Annotated in this window: 11 protein-coding genes; 4 read left to right on the forward strand and 7 right to left on the reverse strand. The window is 50.3% G+C overall.

Annotation, left to right across the window (positions count from 1 at the left end; all coding sequences use genetic code 11):
- Window positions 1–3 precede the first annotated feature (3 nt).
- Window positions 4–1,242 carry an NAD(P)/FAD-dependent oxidoreductase gene (locus IE117_RS08490; RefSeq protein ID WP_229580534.1) on the forward strand — a complete coding sequence of 413 codons (1,239 nt, stop codon included), beginning with the start codon at window positions 4–6 and terminating at the stop codon, window positions 1,240–1,242.
- 171 nt (window positions 1,243–1,413) lie between these two features.
- Here the strand turns inward: IE117_RS08490 and IE117_RS08495 are convergent, their stop codons facing one another.
- Both IE117_RS08495 and IE117_RS08500 read right to left on the reverse strand, forming a co-directional pair.
- Window positions 1,414–2,904 carry an alpha-L-fucosidase gene (locus IE117_RS08495; RefSeq protein WP_189563857.1) on the reverse strand — a complete coding sequence of 497 codons (1,491 nt, stop codon included), beginning with the start codon at window positions 2,902–2,904 and terminating at the stop codon, window positions 1,414–1,416.
- 193 nt (window positions 2,905–3,097) lie between these two features.
- Window positions 3,098–4,123, reverse strand: coding sequence for a zinc-binding alcohol dehydrogenase family protein (locus IE117_RS08500; RefSeq protein ID WP_189563858.1), 1,026 nt, complete (start codon window positions 4,121–4,123; stop codon window positions 3,098–3,100).
- Window positions 4,124–4,376: 253 nt separating this feature from the next.
- Between IE117_RS08500 and IE117_RS08505 the strand changes: the two genes are divergently transcribed.
- The 3 genes from IE117_RS08505 to IE117_RS08515 all read left to right on the forward strand — a co-directional run bounded on the left by IE117_RS08505 (window position 4,377) and on the right by IE117_RS08515 (window position 8,691).
- Window positions 4,377–5,231 carry an AraC family transcriptional regulator gene (locus IE117_RS08505; protein ID WP_189563859.1) on the forward strand — a complete coding sequence of 285 codons (855 nt, stop codon included), beginning with the start codon at window positions 4,377–4,379 and terminating at the stop codon, window positions 5,229–5,231.
- A gap of 227 nt (window positions 5,232–5,458) precedes the next feature.
- A complete protein-coding gene (locus IE117_RS08510) occupies window positions 5,459–6,325 on the forward strand; it encodes a family 16 glycosylhydrolase (RefSeq protein WP_189563860.1) in 867 nt (288 codons plus the stop codon).
- Window positions 6,326–6,348: 23 nt separating this feature from the next.
- Complete coding sequence (locus IE117_RS08515; RefSeq protein ID WP_189563861.1) at window positions 6,349–8,691, forward strand: T9SS type A sorting domain-containing protein; 2,343 nt, start codon at window positions 6,349–6,351, stop codon at window positions 8,689–8,691.
- A gap of 198 nt (window positions 8,692–8,889) precedes the next feature.
- Here IE117_RS08515 and IE117_RS08520 read toward each other — a convergent pair whose 3' ends face one another.
- The 5 genes from IE117_RS08520 to IE117_RS08540 all read right to left on the reverse strand — a co-directional run bounded on the left by IE117_RS08520 (window position 8,890) and on the right by IE117_RS08540 (window position 17,093).
- Entirely contained in the window at window positions 8,890–9,225 is a 336-nt protein-coding gene (locus tag IE117_RS08520; protein WP_189563862.1) for an L-rhamnose mutarotase, read from the reverse strand.
- 44 nt (window positions 9,226–9,269) lie between these two features.
- Entirely contained in the window at window positions 9,270–10,655 is a 1,386-nt protein-coding gene (locus IE117_RS08525) for a sulfatase-like hydrolase/transferase (protein WP_189563863.1), read from the reverse strand.
- A 38-nt stretch (window positions 10,656–10,693) separates the two neighbouring features.
- On the reverse strand, window positions 10,694–12,322 hold the full coding sequence (locus IE117_RS08530) for a sulfatase family protein (protein ID WP_189563864.1): 1,629 nt from the start codon (window positions 12,320–12,322) through the stop codon (window positions 10,694–10,696).
- Window positions 12,323–12,360: 38 nt separating this feature from the next.
- Window positions 12,361–15,195, reverse strand: coding sequence for a glycoside hydrolase family 2 protein (locus IE117_RS08535; RefSeq protein ID WP_189563865.1), 2,835 nt, complete (start codon window positions 15,193–15,195; stop codon window positions 12,361–12,363).
- Between the two features lie 71 nt (window positions 15,196–15,266).
- Entirely contained in the window at window positions 15,267–17,093 is a 1,827-nt protein-coding gene (locus IE117_RS08540) for a hypothetical protein (protein WP_189563866.1), read from the reverse strand.
- Between the last annotated feature and the right edge of the window lie 473 nt (window positions 17,094–17,566).

Genomic DNA, 17,566 nt, shown 5'->3' on the forward strand with positions numbered 1-17,566 from the left:
CCGATGATGGACTCCCCTGACGATAAGGTGGTATGCGTGGTGGGCGCCAGTCACGCCGGGGTCACCTGCGCGTTTGCCCTGCGGCGGGAAGGATGGCCGGGCAGGATCATCCTGTTTGATGCCGACCCTGAACTACCCTACCACCGCCCCCCGCTCTCGAAAGCCTTCCTGACCAGCGAACTTGGTGTAGAACACTATCTGCTGAAACCCCGGGAATCCTATCTGAAAGATGCTATCGAGCTTCGTCTGGGTGTGCAGGTAGCAAATGTCCAAAGCACCGAAAGGTACCTGACGCTCGCCGATGGACGCCGCCAGTATTACGAGAAACTGGTGCTGGCCACGGGAGCAAGGCCCTGCCTCCCGCCCATCAAGGGAATGGCCGACGCAAAAAACGTTTTTCCGTTACGGACGGCTCAGGACATCACCCGAATCCGCGAAGCCCTGCTAGTGTCCCGGCAAAAGCGGGTGCTCATCATTGGTGGTGGGTACATAGGTCTCGAAACCGCTGCTTCTTTGCGTAAAATGGGCGCAGAGGTGAACATCCTTGAAAGAGAAGAACGTATACTGCACAGGGTTACCTGTCCGTTCATGTCCGAATTTTTCCGGTATACTCACCAGAATCATGGTGTGATTATCGAAACGGGTAAGCAGGTAGTAGCTGTTGAAAGTAGCGATGCCCAAAGTACCCTGCAATGTTCCGATGGGAGTTCTTACCAAGCGGATGTGATCATCATGGGAACCGGGGTGCGGGTAAACACAGCCTTGGGTAGTTCGGCGGGCGTGGAAATTGAAAACGGAATCAAAGTGGACCCAACGGCCCGCACCAGCGACGAACACATCTATTCCATTGGCGACTGTACTTTTCATTTCAATCCCCACTACCGCCGATACGTACGTTTGGAGTCGGTTCAAAACGCCATTGATCAGGCAAAAGTGGCCGCTGCCGCCATGTGTGGAAAAAACGTTTATTACGACGCCATTCCGTGGTTCTGGTCGGATCAGTACGACATCAAGCTGCAAATTGCGGGACTTTCGCAAGGTTTCGATAATCTGGTCGTGCGGAAGGAAGATCGGGAAGACCAGTTTTCTGTGTGGTACTTTAAAGGCCAGGAATTACTTGCCGTAGATGCGGTGAACAACGCCAAAGCCTACGTGATGGGCACCCGATTGATTAGAGACAGGGCAATTATCAATAAAGAAAAGCTAGCCGATCCGGCGGTAGCTTTGAAAAGCTTGGTGTGAAGGTACCTGGGTGGGTAAATACCCCATTGCCATCCGGCGCAGGCCCCATGCCAATATGGTGTTGAACTTCCATGAACACGATTAAATGCGGTAGTTTTTACACAAGAAAAGCCGCTTTCCCATCGGGAGAAAGCGGCTTTTCTCTTTTTGCCTTTATGGTCAAACCTGGCCTCAATTAATCTTGAAGACGTAAGCGTACTTCCCCACGGGGGCATCAGGCAGCGTGATTTCCAGTCCGTCTTTGGCCTGTTTGAATTTCAACTTTCCGTCGTAGCCCAGCAGCGACACAGACGACACCTTGCCAAGCAGGTTGTTGCCTTTGGCGAGGGTATGGATGGTGGTCTTGTTTTCCTTGGGCCAGTCCATGATCGTAGCGTAAAGCTGCCCGTCCTTTTGCTGGGTGTAACGGATATCCTCCGCGCCGAGATCCTTGTTTTTGTCCTCTGACAAATGGCCTTCCACTATTTTGGTGGGCCCTTCGCCGTAGATCTTATAAGGTCGCGTGCCGTAGATGGCCTCCCCGTTCACTTCCAGCCATTTGCCCAATTCCAGCAACACGTTTTTCTGGTCGTCGGGAATGGTGCCGTCTGCTTTGGGCCCCACGTTGAGCAGCAGGTTGCCGTTTTTACTTACGATATCCACTAGGTCGTCCACAATCGTGTTCGGGTTTTTCGACTTCCAGTTTTCGACGTACCCCCACGAGTTAGCTCCCACTGAAGTATCGGTCTGCCAGGGTAGTTCACGGATTTCGTTAAGCTTGCTTCGTTCGATGTCGAGCACGTTGGTGCCGAGCGGGAAAGATTCGTATTTAAGGTTTTTGGATTGCAGCACCACTCTTTTATTCCACTCCTCGCCCTTGTTGTAATAGTAAGCGGCCAGCTTGAGATGTTGCGGGGCATACTCAGGGCGATCGAAACCGAAGTCGAACCACAAAACGTCGGGCTGGTAGTTGTCGATGATTTCCTTGGTTCGGCTCCACCAGTAATTCCGAAAGTCCTCGCTGGCGGGAGCATAAGGCTCGTGATTGGGGCCATACAACAGAGCGTACTTGGGGGCCATGTTATTGAAAGAGGGCTTCTTGTTGAAGAAATCCCAGTTGAATGCCAGGTGCGAGGAAGCGCCGAATTTCAGCCCCTGCTTCAGCGTTTCTTTACGAAGTTCACCCAGCACGTCGCGGTGCGGCCCCATATCGACCGAGTTCCAGGGGGTGATGGAGGAGTTATACATCGCGAAAGCGTCGTGGTGTTCGGCCACGGGCACGATGTACTTCGCGCCTGCATCTTTAAAAAGGCTGATCCAGGCGGCCGGGTCGAATTTCTCTGCCTTGAAGTCGGGAATAAAATCCTTATAGCCGAACTCATTGAGGGGGCCATATTTTTTAACGTGATAGAGGTTCACCCCGGAGGGCTTGTTTTGCAGTTTTTCACCGTGACCACCCAGCACGATCGAATCCTGGTACATGTTTCTTGGGTACCACTCTGAGCTGTGAGCCGGCACGGCGTACACTCCCCAGTGAATGAATATGCCTAGTTTGGCATCACGGAACCAGTCCGGATCTTTGTAGTTAGCCTTAATTGACTCCCAGTTTTCCTGGTATTTGTTCTGAGCATCAGCCTGAACATAGGTACAAGAAAGGGCAATGAACAGCAGTAGTTTTTTCATAGTAAAATCAACAGGTAAATGAGGTGAGGTTAAACGGATATTAATTTATATTCCGATTTAGCATTTATAGACAAATCTATGGGATATAACCAACCGAATGTATGGATAACTTGACTATTTGTAATACTATTTTGGTGCAAAATCGATGGTGTATTCGTATAATGACCAAAACTGAAGCGTAAGTCAACGATTATTATACCTCTATGATTGCTTTAATCAGTTCCTGGTCAGGCTCCATAAAAGTGGCAAAGTCCGTCGATAAATGCTCAAAGTCTGTGCGATGCGAAAGCCAGGGGGCCGTGTCTATCTGCCCTGTTTCCATGAGGGAGATGATTTTCCTGAAATCGTCGGGAAGTGAATTGCGGCTGGCCAGCAGGGTGACCTCCCGCCTGTGAAAATTTGGGTCGTTGAATTCCACCTCGCCCTGAAAAAGCCCCACGAACACGACCTTTCCACCGTGGGCGATCAGGTTGAAAGCGTTGAGCATCGAGCCGCGGTTGCCCGTAGCGTCAATGATGACCGATGGGAGATCGCCTCCAAAAAACTCGCGTATGTACTCAGGGGTCAGCGGCTCCTTCACTACGATGCTTCGGTCGGATATGCCGTGACGGCGGATGAATTCGAGGCGGCCCGCGGTCATATCCGCCACACCGACGGTAGCCCCGCTCAGTTTGGAAAATTGCGCTACCGATAGTCCAATCGGCCCCGCACCGATCACCAGGACAGAATCTTCTGGTCGAATTCCTGCGCGGTTGACCGCATGCAGACCGATTCCGAGTGTTTCGACCAGCGCAAGTTGATCAAATGAAAGTACCTCCGACTTGTGAAGTTTGCGGATAGGTACTTTGAGGAATTCTGTCATGCCACCGTCGGTGTGGACGCCCAACACCTGGATGCGTTCACAGCAGTTGAAATGTCCGCCCCGGCAAGCCTGGCAATCGTTACAATTAAGGTAAGGTTCCACGGAAACCCTATCACCGATTTTCAGTGTGGCGATGGCCTGGCTACCACCCAGTGCGATGACCTCGGCCCCCAACTCATGGCCCAGGACCCGGGGGTACGAAAAATAAGGCTGGTTGCCGCTAAAAGCATGGTAATCCGTACCGCAGATCCCCACTCGCTTAATTTTTACAATTGCTTCTTCATCGGCGGCGGCTTCGAGTTCCGCCCGTTCAATCAGGTGAAGTTCGCCCGGCTTGTTGAGAATAATAGTCTTCAAGGATTTGTTTTTAAGAATGAAATGGAATAAAAATTCCGGCTAAGGTTTTTCTCCCAAAAGAATCAGAATAATATCATAACTACTTGATCTATGCTCTGTTTGCCGGGCAGAAATCTTTGATAATTGCTGTTTTTAATTCTTTAATATAAAAAATCAAACAAAATAAAGGATTAGATACGGTTCAACCTTTACTTGAATTAGCAATAAACAATACTATATTAGCATGAAATTTCAGTCAGCTGTATTTTGACTCATGAAAGCACAACTCCTAAAAATTTCCAACAAGGTTGAACAGTCGTTCAGCATACGTCATGACGAAGTGCCGGTTTTTCACAACAAGTGGCATTATCATCCAGAAATTGAGATCATCCACATCAGAAAAGGCAAAGGCACTTTCATAATAGGTGACTGCGTGGCACCATTTGAAGAAAACGATTTGTTCATTCTCGGTACGGATCTCCCTCACCTTTTCCGGTATGACGCACATGGAGAGGGTATTCTTTCCGATGCCTACGTCATCCACTTCTTACCGGGCTTTTTCAGTGAGCGTTTTCTTCGCGTCCCGGAAATGAAAGATGTGAACGAATTCATTTCCCGCTCCCAACGGGGCATTCAGATCCGGAGCGACGCCCCGGAATCGATAAGCCGGCTTATGGAGCAGCTTCACCGTTCGGAAGGAATCCAGCGTATCATCCTTCTTTTCAGTATCTTGGCTGAGCTCACCGAAATAGAAACTGAAAGTCAGCTGGCTTCTGTGGGTTTTTCGCACACGTACGATGCCATCGACAGTGAGCGGCTGAATAGTATCTACCAGTATGTGCTTAGCAACTTTCAGCGCGAAATAACCCTGGCCGGGATTTCCAGCGTGGCCAATTTGAGCGTGCACTCCTTCTGCCGGTATTTCAAGACAAAAACGAATAAAACCTTTTCCAACTTTCTTCTGGAAGTACGGGTGGGCCACGCCTGCCGGCTGATTATAGAAACAGACCTGAACATTTCTCAGGTTTGTTTTGAATGCGGCTTCAATAACCTTTCAAACTTCAACCGGTACTTCAAGAAATTTGTCGGCAAAACGCCGACACAGTACTCCCGGGACTATAAGGATTAGTGTTGATTCCGAAAAAACGAAAAATGGAGGCAATCGCCTACCACACTGTGGAGGCCTCCTTTAACGGATAGGGGCCGTGCTAAATCATTTGCCAACTTAGTATCACTTTCCGCCAAGTACCTATCCTTTGATGCGACTATTTGTAGATAATTTTGGGTTGTGAAACAAAACAGGCTTCGATAACCTGAAAGCACGTACTCTACCTAATAGTTTTATCACCCTAGGAAATGAAAATCAAGCTAACCTCTTTGCTCATTTTGTGGGCCGGCCTGGCGACCACCTATGCCCAACCTGCTCCCCCCAAAGGCTATAAATGGATTAAAAACGAAGCATTTTCCGACGAGTTCGAGGGCACCTCACTGGACTCTACGAAGTGGTACGCCCGCTCTCCTTATTGGAAGGACGGTCGCCCGCCGGCTACCTTCCGGGCTGAAAATGTCGCAGTGAAAGAGGGTAGTTTGCAAATCAAAGATGTGGTACTCGATCCGCCGGAAGGCGTCTATCACTTGGCGGGCGGGGCGGTGGCTTCCAAAAGCAGCGGGGCGCTTTACGGCTATTACGAAGCCCGTATGAAAGCCTCGGGGGTGTCGATGTCGTCGACGTTTTGGCTTAAGACACCCGCACACAAAGTTGGTTGCGAAACAGTGCAGCAGGAACTTGATATCGTTGAAGCCATCGGTGGTGCCAAGAAATACGCGGCTTTCAAGTATAAGATGAAATCCAACGCCCACATATTCCGGACCGACTGTGACGGCAATAAGTTACCGGTTCTTTCCACGCCCGGCGAAACGGATCTGGTCGCTGCGGCCGACAGCATGTACCATACGTTCGGCTGCTGGTGGAAGGACGCCAACACGCTGGATTTCTACTACAATGGCGAATACAGGTTTACCATTCATCCTGATACCACGATCAGCAAAACACCTTTCGATGTGCCGATGTACATGCACCTCGTCACCGAAACCTACAATTGGGAGGTGCCTCCCACGCCCGAAGAACTGGCCGACACAAACAAGAATGTGACGTATTATGACTGGATTCGCAGCTACGAATTAGTACCTGCAAAGGGACGTAAGCGGAAAAGTAGAAAATAGCAGATGATCTTCCTTACCGAGCGATGAAAAAATATTTTTTCACCCTAGCCATCCTCCTGCTGTTTAATCGGGCGGCCAGTGCCACCAATTACTTCGTGAGTACCTCTGAGGGCAACGATGCCAATCCGGGTACCTCGGTAAACCAGGCTTGGAAAACGCTAAAAAAGGTTGACTCCATGAACAATAGCTTTGTGGCGGGAGACAGCATTTTATTCAAAAAAGGCGATATTTTTTATGGCTCCATTACGATCAATGGGCGTAAGGGGACCAGTAAAGATCCTGTGGTATATAGTGCTTACGGGGTAGGGCCGATGCCCGTTCTTCGTGCCTCGCAGAAGGTGGGGAATTGGCAGAAAATAAGTAACAATGTCTGGGTAACTGCGCTGGAACCCCTTAGCCGCCTCAACAGCAATACCCTGGTTTATTATCGGACGCCCTCCCTTTTTATTAACAATGTGGCCCAACAAATTGGCCGCGAACCCGACTTTAATCCTAATGATGGAGGATTCCGCACCATCAGTAGCCACACAGCCAACAATCAATTCATTACAGAAGCTGCCACATTGCCTTATCCCGAAAATCATTTTAAGGGGGCCGAAATCGCGATTCGCACTAACCGGGATTTGTTCAATAACGAAACAGTGGTTTCGCACACGGGCAATACCGTAGTCGTGACGGCGACGAGCGCGGACGCAAGTCTGAATACCATCCGCGATCGCTTCGGCTATATTTTCCAAAACCATCTGAATACGTTGAACCGCGAGGGCGAGTGGTGCCACGATATAAGCAACAGGACGCTTTATATTTATTCTACCACCGACCCGAATACCCTTGACATCGAGGTGCCGCAATTTCCCAGCGTACTTACAATCAATAATGCCAGCTTTGTCAAGATACAGGGATTAGGGCTGGAAAATGCCTCTAACAATATTCTGGCCGGGCAGATCGACGATAATATCACTATCGAAAATTGCCAACTGAACAATGGGGCAGACTACGGATCGAGTACCTGGCGGTTTACCAATTCGGTTTTCAGGAACAACACCATCACCAACGTCAATGATGTAGGTTTTCGCTGGGAGGGCGGCAACGGAATTCTGATTTCGGGGAATAGCTTTCGCAATATCGCGACCCGAGCAGGCATGGGCGGTGAAGGGTTTATCGGTTATACGGGAGTGAGGCTGGTGTCTAATGGAGAGGGCGATCCGAGTATCATAGAGAATAATACGGTGGACAGCATCGGATATCACGCGGTCAATTATTTGGGCAAAAACTTCGTCGTCCGCCACAATGACATTCAGCGGTTTTGTATTATTAAAGACGATGGCGGGGGTATTTATACGGTGGGGAATAAGAACCCAAACAAAGTCTACGAGAACTTTGTCCACCATGCGCCCGGTGCCCGGCTCGGCGCTCCGGCGGGGGAACAAGTCAAGACAATCGGGATCTATATAGACAACGATTCGCGAGCGCAGGAGGTGTTCAACAATACGGTCTATAACCTGGGCAACTGGGGAATTTTGGCAAATCTTTCGGGCAATAACTACTTCTACGACAACACGCTGTACAACTGCAATGGTACCGGGATTGCGCTCAATACGTACAAAAATACCTTCGGAGAAAATGGCAGCACGGCCTCGGCTTTGAACAATACCATGACGCGAAATATTCTTTTTCCCCGATTGCCTGGTCAAAATTGCGCCGATTTCAATAACTCATTCAATCCGTCAGATTTGGACAAACTTGGCACGCTGGACAGCAACTATTACTGCCAGCCGTTCAAAACCGGCAACGTCATCAAAGTGCAGGGGGCTTCCACAATACAGTATACACTGGACGAATTTAGGAAGCAATACCCATCTTACGAACCCAATGGCAAGCCGGCACCCGTTACGCTGGAAGCGGGTGACGACCCGGCGGCTTTTATCCGCTTTGAGCCCAACCCCACGGCGCAGGCCAGAATCATTGATCTGGGCGGCGAAATATACCTCGATGCTCAGGGAAAAATATATAGCGGTAAGGTATCTATCGGGCCTTACGCCTCGCTTGCCCTGATCAAAGGAGAAATAGTGACCGGAGTTGAGGAAGCCGCCATGCCATTGGAAGTTCTAACCGTTTACCCCAATCCTATGGTTGCTGACAATGATACACTTACGCTACGATTGACCATTGCCCGTAAACAGAAAATAGTCGTTCGGATTTATGATTTGTCGGGGCAATTGGTAAGTCAACAGGCTAAGGCTGTCGAGCCTGGCGAGAAGGAAATTATGCTAAATGACCTGAAGCTTTCATCGGCCGGAACGTACCTGCTAAAATTTAACTGCGACGGGCGTACTTTTACCAAAAGGATACTGGTGACAAAGTAATGTAGTTATTTTAATGGGGAAAGAGTAATTCCTGACTGGTGATGAACTCTGCTTTTGCTCCAGATTTCTCCCCAATTTTAACGACTGTTTCAGAATTGGTGAGGTAGGGCAGGTTGCTAATAAGCAGGGCTACAACATTGAAATCCCCGATGGCTCCCCAGGCTCAATTCTCTCTTTTCTCACGGATGTGCCACCCATTCAAGGTAGTTTGAACACCCGCTCCATCAGCACCCACTTCTCGCCCGGCTTCGCCCCCGGTACGGCTTGCTGAAAGCCCCACATCAGGTCTTCCCATTCCACCGATCGGGGGTTTTGGTTGATCTCGTCCATCCGTTCGAACGAAAAGGTGTCGTCCACTTCCATAATCATGAACATCCGGTTTCCGAACAGATAAATCTCCATGTCCGTCACACCCGCCGCGCGTATGCTTTGGTTGATTTCGGGCCATTGGTTTTCGGGCGCGTGGTGCCATTTGTACTTTTCGATCAGGGCGGGGTCGTCTTTAAGATCGAGGGCGAGGCAGTATCGTTTCATTTTAGTCAAGGATGGGATGTAATGATATTTTGATCTTTTAATCTTTATTTTCCTTTCGGACGCATGGCCTTTTCTCTTTGGGCTTTCCAAGCTTGCTGTTCTTTAATTACATTTTCCACGTGGGGGGCTTCCCAGCCGTGGGGTATGTTCTGGGCATCCCAGTCCCGGTAGGCCTTGTCTAGTTTAGCCACGATTTCGGGGTGGTTGGCAGCGATGTTGTTTCGCTCAAAAGGATCGTTTTGAAGGTCAAAGAGCATTAAGTTTTTCTCATTCGCTCGCTTGTACAATTTATAGTCCCCGATTCGGGTGGCGTATTCAAAACCACCCACGGCCCGCCAAAACAGTTTTTCGTGGGGATTGGAATTTCTTTTTTTAGTAAGGTACGGAATCAGGCTCACGCCATCCAATTGCTTTTCTTTGAGTGGATCAGCACCAGCCGCTGCAAGCGCCGTGGGAAAGATATCGAGTGAACTCACCACTTGTGCGTACCGCCGGCCTTTCGGAAGACCCTTCGGCCAGGAGATGAAAAAAGGCACTTTGATCCCGCCTTCGTACAGCATTCCTTTATAGCCCCTGTTGGGCCTGTTATCAGCATATTGATTCCTTCCGCCGTTGTCGCTCAGGTAGATAAGGACGGTGTTCTCTTTCATACCATTGGCCGCCAGCGTTGAGTCAATCCTTCCGACGCCCGCATCTACCGCGTTGACCATCGCCCCGTAAATGCTTCGCCCGCCGTACTCAATGTGTTCAGTCTGTTTGAGGTAGTTCTCAGTGGCCTGGTCGGGGGCATGTGGTGCATTATAGGCCAGATAAATGAAAAAGGGTTTGTCGTTTTTTTGATTGATGACGCGAATCGCCTCATCGGTAAAGTCATCGGTCAGATAATGCAGTTCATTTTCAGGAACCGGCACTCCGTTCCGCACTATTGTCTGTAGCGGACCATTCCGCTTCCCCCAGTAATTCATGCTGCCTCCCACGAAGCCAAACCAATGGTCAAACCCCTGTTGGGTAGGGTAGAGGTCGGGATGATCGCCCACGTGCCATTTCCCAATGGCGCTGGTACGATATCCTTGCTCTTTGAGGGCTTCTGAAATCATTTTTTCTGAAAGTGGCGTACCTATGGTCGCATCATTATCATCGCCGTAAGGCATATTGCAATCGTGTCCGAACCGGGCCTGATAGCGTCCGGTAAGCAGACCCGCCCTGGAAGGGCTGCAGTAGGGATGCGAGACATAGCCGTTGGAAAAGATAATCCCGTTGGTAGCCAGCCGATCCAGATTTGGCGTGGGAATATCCGTCGCTCCGTTAAAGCCCACATCGGCCCACCCCTGATCGTCGGTAAGGATAACAATGATGTTTGGTTTCTTTTCCTGAGCCTGTACGGGAAGGAAAATGGACAGGCTGAAAATCAGGGTAGCAATGGTTTTCATGATTGAACGATACGGATAAGTATTGGCTTTTCTTCGACTCAATCGTTCCAATGCCCGTCGATTACTTTCTGAATAGTGGGGTACTTTTCGTCAGTTTCGTTGTACTTTTTGCGCTGAGCCAGTATTTCCTGCTTCAATCCCGCGATGATGGCTTTGTACTTCGGGTCGTTGTAGCGGTTAACTACCTCTTTCGAATCGAGCGTCAGGTCGTAAAACTCCCAGGCCGCGGGGGTAGGCTCGAAGGGATACGACTCATTGATGTCCTTTTTCCAGGGCATGCTCGGCTTGCCGTACAGCTCAGGCAGGTAGTGCGCGCCATAGTAGAAAATCAGCTTGTACTTGTCCGTCCTGACGCCAAAATGCGAGGGTACGTCGTGGTGCGTCAGGTGCATCCAGTAGCGGTAGTAAGTGGCGGTATGGAAAGACTCAGACGGGTTTTGCAGCACTTTCCGGAAGCTTTCGCCCTGCATGTAGGCGGGTACTTTGCCACCCGCGAGTTCCAGCATCGTGGGGCCATAGTCGCAGTTGTTGACAAGGGCTTTTGTGCGGGTGTTGGCCTGGGCCGACTGGACGTTCTTGACAATAAACGGCATCCGCATGGATTCTTCGTACATCCAGCGTTTGTCCATGTAGTCGTGCTCACCGAGCATCATGCCCTGGTCGGAGGTGTAGATGATGATGGTGTTATCCCATAAGCCGTTCTTTTTCAGGTAGTCGAACAACCGTCCGAGGTTGTCGTCCACACCTTTCACACAGCGAAGGTACTTTTTGAGATACATCTGGTACGCCGCCGAGGTCTGGGCCTGCGGATCGAGAATCGTGTCCAGGCCATACTGACGGGTGTAGCTGCGGTAAGGATGGCGGGCTGAAATGGAAGTACCGATGCGGCGGCGCAAGCTCCCGTAACGTCCCACAGTGGCTTCCGAGCCGAAAAATGGCTGAGCATACATGGACGCTGGTTCGGGAATATCAGTATCGGCGAGGTACTTTTCATAGCGCTCAGGATACTCGAAATCGTCGTGCGGAGCTTTGTGGTGGTGCATCAGAAAAAACGGCTTGCTCTTGTCGGCTTTGTCGAGCCATTCGAGTGTAATGTCGGTAATCACGTCCGAAACGTAGCCCTTCGTATTGACCATATTATTGGGCCACGCACCTTTTTTGCTGTCGGCAAACTTTGGGTCGAAATAATCACCCTGACCTTTCAGTACTTTGTAGTAGTCGAAGGCAGCGGGTTCGTTTTCAAGGTGCCACTTGCCAATCATGGCCGTTTGGTAGCCCAGCTTTTTCATCTCCGCGGGCAGGTACTGACGTTCAGGCGGCAGATTACCGTCGAGGTCGAGGACGCCGTTGGTCTGGCTGTATTGGCCGGTGATGATGTTGGCGCGGCTGGGGGTGCATATTGAATTGGTGCAGAAGGCATTTTCGAACAACATTCCCTCCTTGGCCAGTTTGTCGATATTCGGCGTAGGATTCAGGCTTGCCAACCTTTCCCCATAAGCCCCGATGGCCTGCGAAGTGTGATCGTCGGACATGATATAGATGATGTTGGGTCGTGCCGGGGTGCCGGATACGGCCGCGCCGCGACCGGCACCCCGTCGGTTTTGGGCATCAGCATCTACGGAAAGAAAAAGAAATAGGGCCAGAATCAGCCAGCTGCGTTTAGTCATTTCGGAGATAGGGTCAGGTACTCGCATAGTGTATTTTTTTAATTTAATTCTTTGATTGTTAGTCCGTTCAACCCCAGTGTCTTGCCTTGGTCAAGGGTACTCAATTGCACGGAAATATCCTTCCTGCCATCTGAATGGATGGTGTAGGTTGAGCGGATAGGCTCGGCGACGGAAGTGGGTCCACTGCTTTTTTTCTTTGGCAAAAGCCCGGTTGCCACTCTTTTTCCTTGCTCGTCCTCAATTGTTATGGACTGTTTGATCGCATAATCCGTCTTTTCATCTATCTGGTACTGGTAGAATGTTAACTCATATTTTCCCTTCGGCAGGTCGGAAAACCGCAAACCAATGCTTCCATTCCTGGCCAGTATGCCATCGTTAACCAGGTAAGGCAAATCGCCGACAGCCCCGAAATTATCTTCAAACTCGTACGTGCCGGCAAAGGCTAGTTTGGCTTTTCCAAAATTCGCCAGGGGGTAGTTTTTAAGGTTGGTGTCGTTTATGTTTTCCCAACCAAACTGCACCAGTTTATTTTTGGTATTTCCCAAGTCCAGACGATGGGCTTTTTCCTCAAAAAAAACGGGATAATCCTCAGGTACTTCTTCCCCAATTTCCAGGCTGATTTCACCACTTCGCAGGTTCTTGGCGGTGGCTTTGATCAGAACCGGACCAGCGGTGGTGCCGGTGCGTATAATGGCAGCAGCGGTGCCGAAGGATGCCTTGATAGGATTGGCACCCGATGCTTGGTCGCCTTCCAGTTTGGCATCACCGATGATTTCAAAGCGAACCTCCGTGGAATCATCGTACACGATAGCGCCCTTATCATCCACGATCTGAGCGTAGACAAACGTCATATCGCTACCGTTGGCAGAAAGTTTGCCGTCCAGTTCTGTTCGGCTCATTTTAATCGCAAAAGGCTGACCTGACTTTCGGCTTTTAAATTCAGCCGCAACTTGTTTTTGGTGGAAAGCCACAGCCCGTAGCTCTCCACCTTTCCAGTCGAAATCGAAGGTGAAGGAAGGATGGTTGAGATGCGCTTTTTCGCGCGAAAAGTCAGGAGTTTGTCGGGCAATCAGCTGGTCGTTATGGTATAGCTCCACTTCGGGGCAATTGCTGAAAACGATTACCTTACCGTCTTTCGAAACCCGCTCGTCGGCGATATACACCATGGGTGAGGGGATCATTTCGGACTGATACCAATAGGCCAGGGGGTAGGTTTGGCGGAATATGGAAAAGGGGCGCCGCAGGTTCATCAGATCATCGCGCTCGAAGGCCAGGTATTCGTGGGCCGTCCAGGCAGCGGCGCCGATGCGATTAGTAGCCTGTCGCGACTTGCTGACTTCCAGCTGATTGGTATGCGCATCGGCGGACGAGCCGTGTTCGCACAAAAACATGAGCTCGCCTTCTGGCAGGGCGAGCCCCTGGTAGTCCATCGGAGTGTAGAGGTCGGTGACGCCCGAATTTCGCGGCCCCGTCCATGGGCTGCCGTTTGAGGCGGTGGGGCGGGTGGGATCTTCTTCCTTGGCGGCGTAGTGAAGTGCTGGAACGGGGCCGCGGTGATTGATGCCTCCGCTCCACATAATGATGGAGGGGTGGTTGCGGTGGTTACGGATCATAACCCGGGTCGATTCTACCAACCGATCCATCCAAAGCTGATTGCCAATATGAATCCAGGTGGGAGCTTCCTCGTACAGCAAAATGCCAAGTTCATCGCAGGCCTCGATGAACGAATCGTCGTGGGGGTAGTGCGCCAGCCGCACAACGTTGAAACCCATTTTCTTGAATTGCAGCGCATCGGCCCGGTGCAAAGTGTTGGACGCCGCGTCACCGATGAAGGGGAATTGCTGGTGGCGGTTCACGCCAATAAGCTCCACCTCATTTCCATTCAGTAAAAATCCCTTGTCTAAAAGGAATTCTATCTTTCGGATCCCCAAGGAATTGACCTGATGGTCCACGACCTTGCCATCGATCAGGATTTCGGTAAGTACCTGATATAGGTAGGGCGTGTCAATGCTCCACAATTGCAGGTTTTCTTCGATGCCCGCGGTTTGTCGGAAATTGACCGTCGCGTTGGCGGCAATTTTTTTCCTGTCTGAAAGCTTGGCTACCACCCGGCGGTCGGCATCGATAATGCGCTGCACTACCTCCACTGGTTGCACTTTGGCCGACTCGTTTTTTACAGTCGTTCTGATACTGACGGTCGCATTTTCCGGCGTTACCGAAGGGGTAGTGATAAAAATACCTGCGTCAGCCTCTTCCCAGGCAAAGCCCACGTGCACCGGGTGCGTTGTGACCAGGTACACATCCCGATACAGACCATTGTACCGGATAAAGTCGGCCTTGTCGCCATCGGGAGGTACTTCGGAATTGACTGTGTTGTCGGCTTTGATTACTACGCGATTGGGCTTGCCGGCCTGTAAAAAGGCAGTGATATCGAAACTGAAAGGCGTATACCCCCCCAGCGCGTTTTGCCCCACATGCCGGCCATTGACCCACACGTCCGTCACCTGGTGAACGCCTTCGAATTCCAGAAAATATTTACGATCAGGTTCAGGTTTGATCGACAAGTCCTTGGCGTAATAGCCACTAGTGCGCTGAAATGTTTTCTGATTCTTATCGTCCTTTGAACCGTTCAAATCCATGGATACCCATTCGAAAATGTGCGGCAGGTTGACGGGCTTCAACTGACTGAGGTTAAAGGAAGCCCTGTTCAGTTGGTCTTCGTTCTTCTCCTGAGTAAAAACCCAATCCCGGTTTAGCGTGAGGCGGGTTCGCTGGCTTTGGGCAGAACTAGTTAGCGAGGTAAAAGAGACAAGAAAAATTGTCAGAATAATCAACAGGAATTGTCCTTTCGCTTGCTGTAGACAGGTTTTCACTCTTAGATTATTTAACGATGCCGGACTGTTTGTTTCGAATCAATCGGGTTGAGTGAGACATGTTTTACTGACTATTTTTCTTTGGAAACAGCTACCAGCACCACCGAACTCACCCGCCCTCCATCTGCGTCGTCGAATGTAATTTGGGCCACGTTGTCTTGTTGGACGAGCGTCCCATCGACCGGGATTACAAGGCTACCGAAGAACGAATGACGGCTTTTCTGATCATAACCCGCCCAGTCATCGGGTACCTTCAGCGGCTTTCCGTTCAGTGTGACCTTGGGCTTCAAGGAAAGATCGTGGTTGCGGCTAAGCGCCAGGCGCAGGTAAGCTTTTTCCGCTTTTTGGTTCACGCCGTTTATCTCGAATGTCAACGGAGTGCCTTTTTTTACGGGCTGGAGATAAGTTTGAGAATAGTACTTAGTCTGATTCAGTTTTTGTTGAAAAACCTCGGCGTTCGGGGCGTCATAGGCTATTTCGAACAGGATCATACCCGCTTTCGGCATGTCTATTTCTGCCGGAATCTCCCTGATTTCCGTAGTCTGATAGTTCACACTACTATCGGGATTCATGTACCATACTTTTTGTGTGATGCCCTTGATCCTCATGTTTCCCTTCAAGGCCTTCAACTGGATTTTGGGACTGTCATCTTCTAGATTTTTCAGCACCAAAAATGCTTTCCCTTTGCTCACGAAGGCCGCCGTGGCTACGTCGGGGTCGCTGCTTTGTGTCCAGGCGCGGGTACCTTCCACGTTCTTCCACATGTCATAGTAACCCGCGAGCGATGTAAACTCCCAGCCTGAGTCGTTGGCTGAGGGCCGCAGGATAACCCACTGGTAGGGTTGGCCGGGGTGCGAATTAAGATACCATTGTGATTTTCCGGTAATGAAAGGCACCGCTCTTTTTATCACCTCAGGCCGTTCCATGATTCCCATCGTAAGGTTATGGATAGAGTTGACCGTAAGTGCATTCCGCGCTTCCAGGTAACGATCACTCCATCCTTTACCCGTGATGCCAAACTCCGAAATCATCATCGGCTTCACATATCCCCACTTGATGAATGAGTAGGTTTCAATCAAATCAAGAATGGCTTCCGAATTGCTGCCCGACCGTTTGGCGATGCTGCCTTCGAGGTTCATGCCGTCGTAAAGGTGGACGGACAGGTAATCCATTTTCTCGCCCGCCACGTCCATGAATTGCTTCATGCGCTGCTCCCAAATCGTGAAATCCTTGAAGTCGTACTCGGGCCAGGCCGAAGCATAGCCCACAATCTTGACACCAGGTACCTGCTGGTGCATTTTATCGGCCAGCAGTGCGTGGTATTGACACATGCGGCTAATGACTTCGTCCGAGTTCTTTCCGAACTCCCCGGCATGAACGAATGGCTCGTTAATCGGTTCGTAGTACGCGGGGAGCGGTTTGTTTTTGCCGAAATAATAGTTGAAATAGTGAGTGGTGTGCTGAGCCAGCCGCTCCGGATCGACCTCCATGCTGAACACCCGGCGGGGATGATCGGTAGAGATCACTCCACCCATTTGCCGCAGATCCTTCAATACAGGCTGCTTCTGCAGATAGCTTTCACCCCGTGCCCGCATCGTGGCTTCATCAGGTAAGTTACCGAGATCCGCTTCGAGAGTCCCTGCACCTGAAAATTCACGACCACCATCGCCGATTCTGAGATCCTCAAACAAATACTTCCGCTCCGCCGCGCTGAATTCATTGAGCGACCTTCCCTGATGCAGGTTGAAATAGGCGGAACGGTCGAGCTGGCTGCTTCCACCGATGGCGCGCTCGGTGGTAAAATCCACCTCTATATCAATCTGCGCCCAGGCCGGAGACCAGGGATTCAGGAAACATACAAGCAGATAACATAAAGAAGAGGCAGATCTTGAAAACATGATGCTTGAAGAAGGTAAATAATTAAAAAAGCAAGGTCAAAAATGTACTACTTTGGCCTCCGCTCGACCGCCCTTTCCGAGGTTTTGAGGTGCCGGGATAAGACAAAAATCAAAGTAATGGCATTATTACAAGATATTATCCTACAAATTTAGAGATGAAAGAGAGGAACCCTTTAAACTACCTTAGCATACATTCATACTATATTGGCAACATCCGGCCACACGCTGTCCAGATCTCCAGCAGACTATTTGCTTTCAACCTACCCACGATTACTGGCATTTGCCAAAGTCGGTATTTTGATCCTTATTGCCCGCTTCATTACCCCTTTTGGAATCTCTGTTTTGCCGGCTTTGTGCAAAATCGAGAGAACCCTACTTTTCGACCTTGGACAGGACCATACGGATAGGTCCAATCTGACCGAGCGGCCAGAATTATTAAGAAAGAAAAGGGTACTTTTTACGGAGTTGGTGAA

This window comes from Persicitalea jodogahamensis, from assembly GCF_014651615.1.
Lineage (GTDB): Bacteria > Bacteroidota > Bacteroidia > Cytophagales > Spirosomataceae > Persicitalea > Persicitalea jodogahamensis.